Here is a 13,732-nt window from a genome sequence, read left to right on the forward strand (position 1 = left end):
GAACCTCCGGAAGACGGACGGACCTAGGCGGACGGGAGTTCGATCGACAGTGCGTGGCGGAAGACGTTCCGCGGGTCGTAGCGCCCCTTGACCTGCCGCAGCCGCGGGTAGTTGGCGCCGTAGTAGATCGTCGACCAGGGAACGCCCGAGGTGTTCCAGGCGGGGTCGGCCAGGTCGGCGTCGGGATAGCCGATGTACGCCCCGGCGTTGACGTCGTCGGGCACGGGCACGCCGCCGGTCCCGGCGTAGACGTCCCGGTAGAACCGGCGCATCCACGCGATCGCGGCCTCGTCCCGGTCCTCGGACTGCCAGACCCCGCCGCTGTAGACGACCTTGAGGACGGCGTCCCGCTGGACGGTGGCCGTGGCCCCGGGGGCGACCGTGTTGACCTTCCCGCCGTAGCCCGCGAGCACGACGCACGTCGTCGGGTTGGACTGCTCGGGATCGGTCAGATAGCGGTGGATCACCTTGCGCTGGCGCTCGGTGAAACCCTTGCGGAGGTTGCCCGACTTGTCCTTGTAGCGGCCCTGGGGATCGTTCGGGAAGGTGTAGGAGGGCATCCAGGAGCTGAACCAGGGGACGACCTCGGCGGTGTGCATCACCGGCGGGACGTCGACGCCCCGGGTGACGGACTCGTACTGCTCGTGGAAGACGCTCTCGGCGTCCGGCCCGTCGTGGTCGATCACCACCGTCATCCCGAACATCCCGGAACTGCGGTGGGTGGCGATCAGGTTGCTCCACAGCCCCGCCTCGGGGCTGCCGGCGTCGTCGTGCTTCTCGTACCAGGCACAGTAGTTGCGCAGCAGGGTGTCGAAGGCCTTCTCGGTCATCCCCTCCCAGGGCCACATGACGGTGCGCTTCCACACCCGGGCCGGGGCCTTGGGCAGGAGCGCGGCCGGGTCGTCGGAGTCGGCGCCCGGGGTGCGCAGCCAGTACCGCGTCACCACCCCGAAGTTGCCGCCGCCACCGCCGGTGTGCGCCCACCACAGGTCGTGGTGCGGGTCGTCGGGTTCGGCGGTGGCCACCACGGCCCGGGCCCGGCCCGACTCGTCGACCACGACCACCTCGACGGCGTACAGATGGTCGACCACCAGGCCGTCGCGGCGGGAGAGATGGCCGTAGCCACCGCCCATGACGTGCCCGCCGGCGCCGACGTCGAAGCAGGTGCCGCCGGGGACGGTCACCCCCCAGCGTTTGAACAGCGTGCGGTAGACGTCGCCCAGCGTGGCCCCCGCCCCGACCTCGATGGCGCGGCGCCCCCGGTCGTGCGCGATGCCGTTCAGCTGGGACAGGTCCACCAGCACCGCGATCTCGGGCGCGGCGGTGAAGTTCTCGAAGCAGTGCCCGCCGCTGCGCACCGCGATCCGCTTCCCGGCGGTCACCGCGTGCTGGACCGCCGCCACCACCTCGTCGGTGTCCACGGGCAGGCACACCCGTTCGGGCCGGCCCGTGAAGCGGTGGTTGTAGCCCTGGACGAGGTTCTCGTAGCGGGCGTCCCCCGGCTCGATCACCAGCAGGGACGTCGGTTCAACGGCCGTGTCCGTCATGCTTGTTCGCGCCTTCCTGTGTCCGGTGCAGCAGACGTTCGCACGGCGGCGGCACGGCTCACATCTCGTGCCTTGCGCAGCTCCTCCGACGGCGCGACCGGGGCGGCGAGCGATCTCGCCAGCGTGAGCGCGTCCGCGCGCACCCGGCCCCCGAGCCGGGGCCGCTGTCCGGTGTCGGAGTACTCCCTGGGCGTGGCGCCGCTGGTGCGGCGGAGCACGGTCATGCTGTTCTGCCGCAGCTTGTGGCTCTCCAGCAGGCTCAGCACCTCGAACTCGCCGGGCCGCAGCCGCTGGCTCTCGGCGATGTACCGGAGGATCGCCTCGCCCTCCGGGTACGTCATCAGATAGTGCATCACCACGATCCCGCCGTCGGGATCGATCAGCTCCCAGCAGTTCTCGAAGAAGTAGAGGCAGTCCCAGGCGTCCACCCACGCGAAGTCGATGGGCCGCCACTCCTCGGGCAGCCGCTCCACGGCGTTGCGCAGGTCCGCGTTGACCACCGTCACCCGGTCGGCCAGCCCGAGTTCGTCCAGTGCCCGCGTCACCTGGGGGGCGGACGAGCCGGAGTCGGAGAAGTCGTCGATCGCGACGAGCCGGGGCCGGAAGGGTTCGAGGTACTCGGACGGCGTGAGCAGCGCGGGCTCGGCCTCCACCCACTCCTCGTCCAGCTCCCGGCCGTCCGCGAGATACGGCAGCGTCTTGCGGGCCAGCCCCTCGGTCTCGGCGGCGACCAGCTCCTCGACCTCGGCCAGCGCACGCGCCAGGTACGGGGTGGTGTGCCCCATGCCGATCTCCAGCACCCGCCGCGGCCGCACCAGATGGATCAGGGAGGCGAGGAGCGGCGCCACCACCTCGGTTCCCATGCCCGGCATCCGCAGCCGTTCGACCACGGCTCGGAACCGTTCGTCGGACGCCGCCTCACGTGGCATTGCCGGTACCCCTGCCCTGCTCGTACTCGACGGCCTGGTAGAGCGCCTTGATGTTGCCGCTGCCGAAGGAGCGGGCCCCCATCCGCTCGATGACCTCCAGGAACAGCGTTCCCTTGGGGTGCACGGACCGGGTGAAGATCTGGAACAGCTGTCCGTCGTGGTCCTCGTCGATGAGGATGTTCAGGCGCTCCAGCTCGTCGACCGAGTGCCTCAGCGGTGTCAGCCGCTGCGGCAGCACGCGGTAGTAGGCCGACGGGGTGGGCAGGAAGTCGACGCCCCGCGCGGCGAGTGTGTCCACCGAGCGCACGATGTCGTCGGTGGCGAAGGCCATGTGCTGCACGCCGGGCCCGTTGTGGCTCTTCAGGAACTCGTCCAGATGGCCGGTCGCCTGGGACTGGTCCGGCGCGACCAGGGTGAAGGTGACCGCGCCGGAGCGGCTCTCGACCACCTTGGTGATCATGACCTGGTCGTCCACCTCGATCCGCTCGGTGAAGATCAGCTCGAAGTCCAGCACCGTGCGGTAGAACTCGACCGTCAGGTCCATGTCCGCGGGCTCGACGGCGATCGCGAAGTGGTCGATCTCCCGCAGCCCGGAGTCCACCGCGGAGCCGCCGTCCCCGGCCGGCGACAGACCGGGCAGCGCGCGGTCGTCGCCGCCGTCCGCGCGCTGCACGAACGTATGGGTGATGTCGCCGACCCCCGAGATGGTCGCGGTGACCAGGTCGCCGTGCGCGGCCGGCGCCGACACCGGCCGGGCGCCGCGGCGGACGGCCTCCGCGAAGGCGGCCGCCGCGTCCGGGACGCCGAGCGCGATGTCGGCCACTCCGTCACCGTGCCTCTCCACGTACTCCGCCCCGGGATGCGTGGCCGAGACCGGCTCGCTCAGCACCAGCCGGACGTCGCGCCGGCCCAGCGCCACCGAGCGCGCCCCGGACGCCTCCGCCTCGCCGTCCGACCGCGCGTACACGGTCAGGCCGTAGCCCTGGGTCAGCCAGTCGGTCGCGGTCGTGAGGTCGGTGACATAGAACTTCACATGGTCCAGGCCCATACCTGATAAGCCGGCCGCTTCCGTCCGTCCGCTCATCGTCGTCTCCTCCAATGTCCGCAGGCGCCGCGCGAGCGTGCGCGGCCTGAGGTCCGTCCAGTGCTCGTTCACATAGGCCAGTGCCGAGGCGCGGTCGCACGGAGGGCGGGCCACGGTCCAGCCCTTCGGCACCTCCGCCGTGGCCGGCCACAGCGAGTGCTGGCCCTCCGCGTTGACCAGGACCGAGAACATGGCGTGCTCGTCGTCGAAGGGATCGGTCATCGTCGTGCTCCTTCCGTCCGCTCCTGCGGCACCGGTCCCGCCGGCCCCAGCAGGTCGTCCAGGCCCAGCACCGTCGGCGCGTCGAAGAACTGGGTGATCGTCAGGTCCGTACCGAACAGCGACCTGATACGGCTGACCAGGCGCATCGCCGCCAGCGACTCCCCGCCCAGGTCGAAGAAGTTGTCGTCGACCCCGACCCGGGGCACCTCCAGCGCCGACGCGAACAGTTCGCACAGCGTCCGCTGCCGCTCGCTCACCGGCTCCCGGCCGGGGGAGTCCGCCTGCGGCCCGGGCTGCGGCAGCGCCCGCCGGTCCACCTTGCCGTTGGGGGTCAGGGGCAGCTCCGGTACGGTGACGAAGGCCGCCGGCATCATGTAGTCGGGCAGCAGCGACGCCAGGTGCGCCCGCAGGCCGGCGACGTCGACGGCGTCGCCCGCCGGCACGTAGTAGGCCACGAGCCGCCGCTCCCCGGACTCCGACGCCACCCCCGTCACCGCCGCGTGACGGATGCCGGGGAAGCGCGCCAGCGCCGCCTCCACCTCGGCCAGCTCGACCCGGAAGCCCCGCACCTTGACCTGCTCGTCGGCCCGGCCCAGATACTCGAGCAGGCCGTCGTCGCCGAGCCGGACGAGGTCGCCGGTCCGGTACATCCGCTCCCCGGGGGCGCCGAACGGGTTCGCCACGAACCGCTCGGCCGTCAGATCGGGCCGCCCCAGGTAGCCGCGGGCCAGCCCGCGCCCCGAGATGTGGAGTTCACCGGCCGCACCGGCCGGCACGGCCCGCAGGTCCGCGTCGAGGACGTGCAGCCGGACGTCGTCCATGGGGCGCCCCACCGGCACCGGGCCCTGGAGCCGAAGCGGGGCCGTCATCGGCAGATGGGTGCTGAACAAGGTCGCCTCGGTCGCGCCGTACATGGCCCGCACCACCAGGTCCGGGTTGTGCTCCAGCGCCCGGCGCACCGCGGCCGGCGCGATGACGTCGCCGCCGGTGAGCACCTCGCGCACCCCGGCCAGACACCCCGGATCCTCCTCCATCAGCACCCGGAACAACCCCGCGGTCAGATGGACCCCGGTGATCCGCTCCTCGGCGATCAGCCGGCGGATGTCGGCCACGCCGAGGTCCCCCGCGGGCGGCACCGCGATGGTTCCGCCGTGCAGCAGCGGAACCCACAGCTCGTAGGTGGAGACGTTGAAGGCGTACGGCGCCAGCGTCAGCACCCGCTCGTGCCGGCCGCTCTCCCAGATCGAGTCGAGGGCCAGGCCCAGCGCCTCCTTGTGGGTGACGGCGACGCCCTTGGGCACACCCGTCGAGCCCGAGGTGTGGATCACGTACGCCAGCTGCGCCGGGTCGACCGGGACGGACGGGTTGCCCGCCGGGTACTCGGCGAGTCCCTTCTCCCCGTCGACGGTCACGACCGCCGCACCCTCCGGGACGCCGCGCCCGCGCGTCTCCTCGTCCACCAGCAGGACGGGCACGGCACAGTGATCCATGATCGCCTGCATGCGCGGCAGCGGGTACGCGGTGTGCAGCGGGAGGTAGCAGCCACCGGCCTTGAGCACGGCCAGGATCGCCACCACCACGTCCACGGACCGCTCCATCAGCACCGCGACCGGCGTCTCGGTGCGCACCCCGAGCTGTCCGAGCCGGTGGGCGAGCCGGTTGGCGCGCTCGTCCAGCTCCCGGTAGGTCAGACGGTGTCCGGCGGACGAGAGCGCGACGGAATCCGGCGTCCTGAGTGCCTGTTCGGCGAAATGCCCGTGGAGGGAAGGGGAAGCCATGGTCTTCTCCGATGTGTGGAAATCAGCTGTCGAGAAGGTCCTGGACGGACTGCCGCAGGTCGGGGAACGAGGAAAGGTCCGGCACGGTCCATCCGTCGAGGTCGTACTCCGCCATGCACTCGTCGACGAGCGCCTTGTAGGAATCCACCTGTCCGTGGGCCAGCTGCGAGAACAGCAACTCGATCCGGGTGTTCTCGTGGTTTCCCGCGTAGTTGCGCTCGTAGAGTTCATGGCGCCCGCCGAACTCGCTGCCGACGGCGTCCCACAGCAGTTTCATCAGCTTGACGCGTTCGACCGCGTCGACACCGCCGGAACCGCGGACGTACTTGTCCAGATAGGGCCGGATCTCCGGATGGGCGAAATCCCTGGCACCGGAGTTCACATAGATCAGCCCGCTGGCCACGTCCTGCAGCACGATCTCCCTGATCCGGGGATAACCCACCTGCATGAACCAGCGGTACGCCAGTCCGTACTGCGGGTTGGGCAGCACCGCGCCGTTGTGCCAGTCGACCGGGTTGCGGGCGGCGGCGTCCGACAGCCCCCAGAACAGATTCCGCCAGGCCAGCACCTCGCCGATACGGCTCTGCACACCCCGGAAGTCACTCGTCCCCGTGATCTCCAGGGCCTTCATCAGCAGGCCGGCGATGAACTCCAGCTTCACCGCGAGCCGGGTGCAGCCGTGGAAGGTGAAACGCTCGATGAAGCCCGACTGGCCGGTGAACATGCGGATCTTCTCCGGCTGGCCGTAGACGAAGACGTTCTCCCAGGGGATGAGTACCTTGTCGAGCACCAGGATGGTGTCGTTCTCGTCCAGCCGTGAGGACAGCGGATAGTCGAAGGGGCTGCCCGTCGCCGCCGCCGTCGCCGTGTAGGACGTGCGGCAGATCAGCTTCATGCCGGGGGCGTTCATCGGCACCGTGGCGACCAGCGCGAACCTGCGGTCCTTGATCGGCAGACCGTAGTGGGCGATGAAGTTGTAGTGCGTCAGCGCCGACCCGGTCGCCACCACCTTCGCCCCGGACACCACCAGGCCGGCGTCCGTCTCCCGCTCCGCGTGCACGAAGACGTCGGCCACCTGGTCCGGCGGCAGGGAGCGGTCGACCGGCGGGTGCACGATCGCGTGGTTCCAGTACAGGACCTTCTCCTGCGACTCCGCGTACCAGCGGCGCGCGTTGTCCGCGAACGGCTCGTAGAAGTCCGCGTTCGCGCCGAGCGTGCCGAGGAACGACGCCTTGTAGTCGGGGCTGCGGCCCATCCAGCCGTAACTCAGGCGCGCCCAGGCGGCGATGGCCTGCTGGGCGCCGACCAGGTCCTCGCCGCTGCGGGGCGTGGTGAAGAACCGGTGGGTGAAACCGTCGCTGCCGGAATCGGTCGGCGACGTCAGCACCGGGCGCTGCCGCGGATCGTGCAGGGCGTCGTAGAGCCGGGCGACCATTCGGGCCGGATTGTGGAATGCGGGATGTTCGGTGACGTCCTTGACGCGCTCTCCGTAGAGGTAGATCTCGCGGTCGTCGCGGAGGCTGTCGAGATATTCCCGACCGGTCAACGGGCGGGTCTTCCGCCCGTCCCCGCCACTGCTGTCGCGACCCTCGGCCATCAGACGCCTCCCCATGCCGCCGCCTCGAAGGAACACCTCAGAGCGTGGCATCCCGAACGCCCGCCGGGCTTCTTGCAGCATGCGCGGCCGAACGCCGTGACCCGGCCTACTCGGCAGTCTCGAAGATGCTCCGGCGCAGGCCGCTGCAAATCATGGGCAGGGCCCGTCCGGCAAGACCTCCGAAGGAGAACACCGGAATGCGGAACCGCATCGACATTGACATCTGGGTGCCGCTCTACCCGTTCATGCCGTACTTCCTGGACCGGACCCGCGAGTTGGCCGGACAGTTCGTCTCGGCCCATCCCGAATACCGGATCCGGGTCACCGGAAAGGACTGGTTGTCGCTGCCCCAGGCCGTGCACGACGCGGCCCGCGAAGGTGCCGCTCCGACCGTCGCGCAGTACTTCTACACCTCGACCCAGGAAGCCCTCGACGCCCGCGGACCGGACGGTGGACCGCTGTTCACCCCGGTCGAGCGGGCGATCGCGGGCCGCACCGAGATCCTCGGCGAACCGGTCGTCCTCGACGACGTCACCCCGGCGGCCCGCCGGTACTACACCTTCGACGGCGAGGTGGCGGCCATGCCCCCGCTCACCTCGACCACCCTGCTCTACGCCAACACCGACCTGCTGGCCCGGGCCGGGATCGACGACGTCCCCGAGACCTGGGCGGAGCTGGAGGCCGCCTGCCGGGCCGTCGTCGCCCTGCCCGACGGTCCCACGTACGGGGCCAACTGGCCCAACCACGGCTGGCTGTTCCAGCAGGCGGCGGCCCAGCAGGGCGCGCTGCTCGCCGACCACGACAACGGCCGCTCCGGCCGCGCCGAGACCATGGCACTCGACTCGGACGCGATGCTCGCCTACTTCCACTGGTGGCGACGGCTGCACCGGGACGGGCTGTACCTCTACCGCGGCAGGCCGACCTCCGACCGGAGCGACTGGGACGCCAACTTCAGCGCGTTCGCCGAGCAGCGGGTCGCCTTCACGCTCACCACCTCGGTCGAGGCCGAGCGCATGATCGGAGCGGGCCGCGACGGCGGTTTCACCGTCCGGGCCTGCCGGATGCCCTACAACGAGCAGGTGCCCTACGCCGGCAACGTGATCGGCGGGGACGCCCTCTGGCTGCGGGACGGCCTGGACCCGGACACCCTCGACGGGGCGCTCGCCTTCATGCAGTTCCTCAACGCGCCGAGGGCCGCCGCCGACCGCCACCGGGACACCGGCTTCATCGCGGTCACCGACGGCGCGATCCGGCTGCTCGACGAGGAGGGCTGGTTCAAGGAGAACCCGCACTTCCGCACCGCCCTGGACCAGCTCGCCGCCAACGACGGCTCACCGGCCGCGCAGGGCGCGGTGCTCGGCGACTTCGCCGGGATCCAGGACGTACTGACCCGGGCCATGCACGACGTCCTGGTCTCCGACGTGGACGTGCGCGACCGGCTGGCCCGCGCCAACGCCCAGGCGCAGCGGGTCCTGGAGGACTACGACGCGGGCTGCCGCGGGCTGCGCCCCAAAGGGCCGATCCGGGTGGGCTGACCGGAAAAGGTGCGGGGCGGCCGGTCCGGCCGCCCCGCACCCGTCCTCCCCTCGGAGCTACGGCGCGCCCGGCAGGTCCAGCGGCGCGTCCGGCGCGCCGACCACCTCCGACAGGATCTGCCGGAACCGGTCCACCATCGCGGCCACCGAACTCTCGTCGTACAGGTTGCTGTTGTACTGGATGCCCGCGACGACGTCACCGGCCGGATCGAGGTTGAGCGTCCACAACGCGCCGTTCGGCACGTCAGAGCACACCGGCTGGGAGTCCAGCCGGCGCCGTATCTCGGTGTACTCGACGTCACCGATCCGCTCCCCGTCCAGCACGAACGGGAACGGGAAGACCTGGAAGACACACGCGGCGCGGTCGTCCTCCATGACCGGCTCCATCAGCTCCGGCGCCTGCGCCAGGATCTGCACGAACGGGATGTCGTGCGAGTACGCCTCCAGGCAGCCGGCCCGCACCCGGGCGACGACCTCACGGAAGTCCCGGCAGCCGGCCAGCTCGGTGCGCAGCGGCAGCAGGTTCAGGAACGGGCCGACCGTGTGCTGGAACTCCTCCCGCTCGCGCCCCGGCGAGAAGGTCGGCACCACCACGTCGGTGCTGCCGCCGGTTTGCCGCACCAGGAGCGCGAAGGCGCCGAGCAGCACCATGAAGGGCGTACTGCGCAGGGACCTGGCCAGCTCCAGGGCCCGCGACACCAGGGGGGCGTCGATGGTGAAGCGGTACACCGCCGTGGTCTCCGGCAGCCCGGACGACTTCGGCCGGTCGGTGGGAACGGACATCACGCGGGCGCCCGCGAGCTTGTCCCGCCAGAACTCCCGCGACCGCTGCGCCGCCTCGCTCTCGGAGAACTCCCGCTGCCAGGCCACGAAATCCCGGTAGGGGAGCGCCGGCGGCGGCTCGGGTACGGCGCTGCCGCGCCGCGCGGCATAGCGCAGCGCCAGATCGCGGATGAGCCGCCGGACCGACCAGCCGTCGGCCGCGCTGTGGTGCACGATGAGCGCCAGCACCGCGGTCTCCTCGTCGAAGCGCAGCAACGTCGCCTTGAACAGCGGCAGTTCACGCGCGTCGATGGTGCCGGACTCGACCTCGGTCACCAGCTGCTGCGCGGCCCGTTCGCGGGCGTCCGCGTCCAGACCGGCCGCCGCCTCGCGCACTTCCAGCCGCCCCGGCATCGGCGGGCGGACCCGCTGGTACCACTCGCCGGCGTCGCGGACGACGACCGTGCGCAGCGCCTCGTGACGCGCCACGACATCGTCCAGCGCCTGCTGCAAGGTGTCCACGTGCACCTTTCCGCGCAACCACCAGCCATGGACGATGTGGAACCGCGGACCGAACGGCCCCTCGTCGTCACCCCGGTCGAATCCGTAAAGGAATTCCTGGTTGAAGGAGAGCGGAATCCGGCCGACGGATTCGCCGGCCTGTGGCTTCATGTCAGGGCTCATGGGGGTTTCGTCCTCCCGCCGGGAACGGCCGAACTTTCCGGGGAACCCTAGCCGCCGGCAATTCACCGGGGTTTCTTCCGGCATGCTGGCAATCCGGGAGATGTGCCGTCGCACCGCCGCGTGTGACCGTGGCTGCCAGCCCATCCATCCATGGCAGAACGGCTAAGGAGCTGCGCTGGAATGACGGCCGCCACGATTCGCGCTTCCGAACCGCCCTCCCCGCCCGAACCCGATGTGACACCCGCCGAGATCATCGCCAGGGCGGAGGCGATCGCGCCGACGCTCGTGGCCCGCCAGGCCGAGACCGAGCAGCGCACCTACTACGCCCAGGACACCCATGAGGCGTTCACCGACGCCGGCTTCTACCGCATTCTGGTGCCCCGGCGCTACGGCGGCTACGAGTTCGGCATCGACACCTTCCTGCGGGTGGCGACCGCACTCGCCCGCGGCTGCCCCTCGACCGGGTGGATGTTCTGCCTCGGCGCCACCCACGCCCTCCCGGTCGCGTCGCTGTTCGACGAGCGGGCCCAGGCCGAGCTGTTCCGCCAGGGCGACTTCATCTGCCCGGCGACCATCGTGCCGAGCGGCACGGCACGGCGGACCCCGGACGGCGACTGGGAGATCGACGGGACCTGGAAGTACTGCTCGGGATCGCCGTACGCGACCCACTTCCTCGGTCACGTCCTCACCGCCGGCGACGACGGTGAGCCGCCGGCGCCGATGCTGTTCGTCGCCCCGCGCAGCGCGTTCCGCCGGCTCGACGACTGGGGCGGCCAGCTCGGCCTCAAGGGCAGCGGCTCGCACAGCGTCGTCCTGGAGAACGCGAGAATCCCGGCGCGCTACACGCTGCCCGGAACCCACATGAGCGAGGTCGACACCAGCCGGGGCACCCCGGGCAGCCGTCTGCACGGCAACCCCGAGTACGGCGGCGGACCCCTCAGCTTCATGCTGCTGGAGGTCGCCTCGCTCGCGGTCGGCATGGCGCAGGGCGCCCTCGACGCCTACGAGGAGCTGATGCGCTCGCGGACCACCCTGTTCCCGCCGGTCACGACCCGCGCCGAGAACCCCGACTACCAGTACTGGTACGGCGAGGCGGCCGGGCTCGTCACCACCGCGGAGGCCGCCGTCCGGCAGGCGGTGCAGCAGTGGCACGACCTGTGCGCCGCCGGTCCGGGTGCCTTCAGCCGGGAGCACGACCTGCGTCTGGCCACCCTGTGCCGCGAGGTGATCCGGATGTGCTGGCGCGCCGTGGAGGGCCAGCTGTTCCCCACGGCCGGTTCCAGCGCGGTCCGGGAGGGCGAGCGCGTGGAGCGGGTCTGGCGCGACCTGTCCACGCTCCACAGCCACGCCGGGGTCGGCGTCCTCCTGAGGTCGGTGACCACCCGGGACCTGGCCCGCGCCCGGTTCGGCATCGCCTAGGCCCTGTTGTTTGGATCATCCCGGCGTCGCAGGGTCTGGCACGCACATCTGCCGCGTTGTCGTCAGTCGCCGACGCGCCGCGTCGACTCCCTCCTCCGCCTTGCAGCTGCACGCACCGGACCCCGCTCGACTCGGCCGGGACGCACCGTCCCTCACAGCCGGGCTGATCCAAACGACAGAGCCTAGAGCCCGCCTCCCGGAGCAGCCCCCGCCCAGGCCCAGCCATCCACGAAGGGAACCGTCGCATGACCCGGACCGAGCCGCCGGCCCTGACGATCGCGCGCCCCGGACAGGCGCCGTTCGCTGCGGCGACCGCCGTGTTCAACCTGGCCGCCCCGGTCCGCCCCGCCGCGGCCGTCACGGTCCGCACCGCCGAGGAGGTGCGGGCCGCCGTGCGCCACGCGGTGTCCGAACGACTGTGGGTGCGACCGCTCACCAGCGGCCACGCCTCCTCCTCCGCCCGCCCGATGCGCGACTCGCTGCTGATCCGCACCGAGCCGGCGGGACCGGTCGAGATCGACGCCGCCGCCCGCACGGCCCGCGTCCCGGCCGGGACGCGCTGGGGCGCCGTCGTCGAGGCGGCGGCCGGGCACGGACTGGCCGCCGCGCACGGCACGTCGGCGACCGTCGGCGTCGTCGGCTACCTGCTGCGCGGCGGCATCGGCGTCTACGGGCGGCACACCGGGCTCGGCGCCAACACCGTCCGGGCGGTCGAACTCGTCACCGCGGACGGCGCGATGCTGCGCGCCGACGCCACCTCGGACCCGGAGCTGTTCTGGGCGCTGCGCGGCGGCGGAGGCGGCTTCGGCGTGGTCACCGCGGTCGAGATCGAGCTGTTCCCGGTGGCGCGGGTGATCACCGGTGCGGCGTTCTGGCCCGCGGCGCACGGCCCGGAACTGTTCACCCGCTGGGTCCACTGGACCCGCGACGCCCCCTCGACCGTCACCACGGCGCTGCGGGTGATGAACCTGCCGGACGTGCCCGGCATCCCGCCCCAGCTGACCGGGGGACCGGTGGTGTGCCTGACCGGCACCGTGCTCGGCCTCACCGGCCACGACGAGGCGACCGCCCGGCAGCGCGCCGAGGACCTGCTCGGACCGCTGCGCGCCGTCGCCGAGCCGCTGCTCGACACCTGGGGCGTCGCCGCGCCGCCCGCCGTGGTCGACGCCCACATGGACCCGCCCGACCCCGTGCCCGTGGCCGGCGACCACCTGCTGCTCTCCTCGCTCGACGCGGACGGCGTCGACACCTTCCTCCGGCTGCTCGGCGAGGGATCGGACTCGCCCCTGGTCAACGCCGAACTGCGGCAGCTCGGCGGCGCGTTCGCGGCGCACCCCCCGAACGGCGGTGCGCTGAGCCGCCTCGACGCGGCGTTCGCCTTCACGGCCGGCGGGCTGGTGACCGACCCGGCCGCACGCGCCGCGATCGAGGCCCACTGCGCCAAGGTCCGCTCGGCGCTGGCCCCCTGGGACACCGGGTGGACCGCGCCCACGCTGGTCGAGCGGCTGGACCAGCCCCAGCGGCACCTGACACCCGAGGCGGTCGCCCGCGCGGACGGCGTCCGCCGCCGCGTCGACCCGGCCGGCGTCTTCCGCCACGACATCCCTCCGGGCGCCTCGGCCCGGTACTGAGAAACGGATCAACGCGGGGCCCCGGCGATGTCGAATCCCGGCCATCGGCACCGACTTACAGACGAGTGACGTCTGTAGGGGGCGTCCGGGACGTCAGGAGCGCAGGTGTGAAGTACATGCTGATACTGCACATGGACCCCGCCGCGTGGGACGCCCTCGCGGACGACGCCCGCGAGGAGTTCGTGCAGGGACACCGCGCCTTCCACAAGAGCGTCGCGGAGGCGGGCGAGCTGGTCGCCGGACACACCCTCGCCCACGTGTCGCAGAGCACGGTGGTCCGGGTGGCCGACGGCGCCGTGTCGGTCTCCCACGGTCCGCTTCTGGCCAACCCGGTCCAGTTCTCCGGCTTCTACCTGATCGACTGCGAAACCGCCGAACGGGCCCACGAACTGGCCGCCCTCCTGCCCGAGGCCCGGATGGCCGGGCTGGGCATCGAGGTGCGGCCGATCATGCTGCCGTCCGGCATCGAGATGTGACCCGGCGGGCGCGCGCCGACGTGGCGGCGCGCGCCCACCGGGGGTTCGAACCGTGTCGCCCAGCCGTC

The 13,732-nt window shown here is 71.7% G+C and carries 10 protein-coding genes; 4 read left to right on the forward strand and 6 right to left on the reverse strand.

The genetic code is table 11. The features are described 5' to 3' along the window. Nucleotides 1-23 precede the first annotated feature (23 nt). From AMK31_RS22820 to AMK31_RS22845, 5 genes are read right to left on the reverse strand one after another with little or no spacing between them, the layout of a single operon-like run. The gene (locus AMK31_RS22820; RefSeq protein WP_073942480.1) at nt 24-1,547 is read right to left on the reverse strand and encodes an FAD-binding oxidoreductase; all 1,524 of its coding nucleotides are present in this window, start codon (nt 1,545-1,547) and stop codon (nt 24-26) included. After that, nucleotides 1,544-2,476, reverse strand: a complete 933-nt coding sequence (locus AMK31_RS22825) for an O-methyltransferase (RefSeq protein WP_073942481.1) — start codon at nt 2,474-2,476, stop codon at nt 1,544-1,546. Before AMK31_RS22825 ends, AMK31_RS22820 begins: the two co-directional genes overlap by 4 nt. Next, entirely contained in the window at nt 2,466-3,782 is a 1,317-nt protein-coding gene (gene hppD / locus AMK31_RS22830; RefSeq protein ID WP_079186898.1) for a 4-hydroxyphenylpyruvate dioxygenase, read from the reverse strand. Before hppD ends, AMK31_RS22825 begins: the two co-directional genes overlap by 11 nt. Beyond that, nucleotides 3,779-5,560 carry a non-ribosomal peptide synthetase gene (locus tag AMK31_RS22840; protein WP_073942482.1) on the reverse strand — a complete coding sequence of 594 codons (1,782 nt, stop codon included), beginning with the start codon at nt 5,558-5,560 and terminating at the stop codon, nt 3,779-3,781. The genes hppD and AMK31_RS22840 overlap by 4 nt, the downstream gene beginning before the upstream one ends. Before the next feature lie 22 nt (nt 5,561-5,582). After that, nucleotides 5,583-7,157, reverse strand: a complete 1,575-nt coding sequence (locus AMK31_RS22845; RefSeq protein ID WP_073942483.1) for a 4-hydroxyphenylacetate 3-hydroxylase family protein — start codon at nt 7,155-7,157, stop codon at nt 5,583-5,585. Between the two features lie 197 nt (nt 7,158-7,354). Between AMK31_RS22845 and AMK31_RS22850 the strand changes: the two genes are divergently transcribed. Beyond that, a complete protein-coding gene (locus tag AMK31_RS22850) occupies nt 7,355-8,692 on the forward strand; it encodes an extracellular solute-binding protein (RefSeq protein ID WP_073942484.1) in 1,338 nt (445 codons plus the stop codon). Nucleotides 8,693-8,749: 57 nt separating this feature from the next. On the opposite strand, the gene AMK31_RS22855 is transcribed toward AMK31_RS22850, so the two are convergent. Next, the gene (locus tag AMK31_RS22855) at nt 8,750-10,126 is read right to left on the reverse strand and encodes a condensation domain-containing protein (protein ID WP_079186899.1); all 1,377 of its coding nucleotides are present in this window, start codon (nt 10,124-10,126) and stop codon (nt 8,750-8,752) included. A gap of 192 nt (nt 10,127-10,318) precedes the next feature. On the opposite strand from AMK31_RS22855, the gene AMK31_RS22860 reads away from it, so the two are divergent. The 3 genes from AMK31_RS22860 (at nt 10,319) to AMK31_RS22870 (ending at nt 13,664) form a co-directional block, all read left to right on the forward strand. Beyond that, on the forward strand, nt 10,319-11,557 hold the full coding sequence (locus AMK31_RS22860) for an acyl-CoA dehydrogenase family protein (protein ID WP_073942486.1): 1,239 nt from the start codon (nt 10,319-10,321) through the stop codon (nt 11,555-11,557). A 245-nt stretch (nt 11,558-11,802) separates the two neighbouring features. Beyond that, on the forward strand, nt 11,803-13,188 hold the full coding sequence (locus AMK31_RS22865) for an FAD-binding oxidoreductase (RefSeq protein WP_073942487.1): 1,386 nt from the start codon (nt 11,803-11,805) through the stop codon (nt 13,186-13,188). A 116-nt stretch (nt 13,189-13,304) separates the two neighbouring features. Next, nucleotides 13,305-13,664, forward strand: coding sequence for a YciI family protein (locus AMK31_RS22870; protein WP_198948550.1), 360 nt, complete (start codon nt 13,305-13,307; stop codon nt 13,662-13,664). The last annotated feature ends 68 nt before the right edge of the window (nt 13,665-13,732 follow it).

Origin of the sequence: Streptomyces sp. TSRI0107 (genome assembly GCF_001905845.1) — a bacterium.
Taxonomy (GTDB): Bacteria; Actinomycetota; Actinomycetes; order Streptomycetales; family Streptomycetaceae; genus Streptomyces.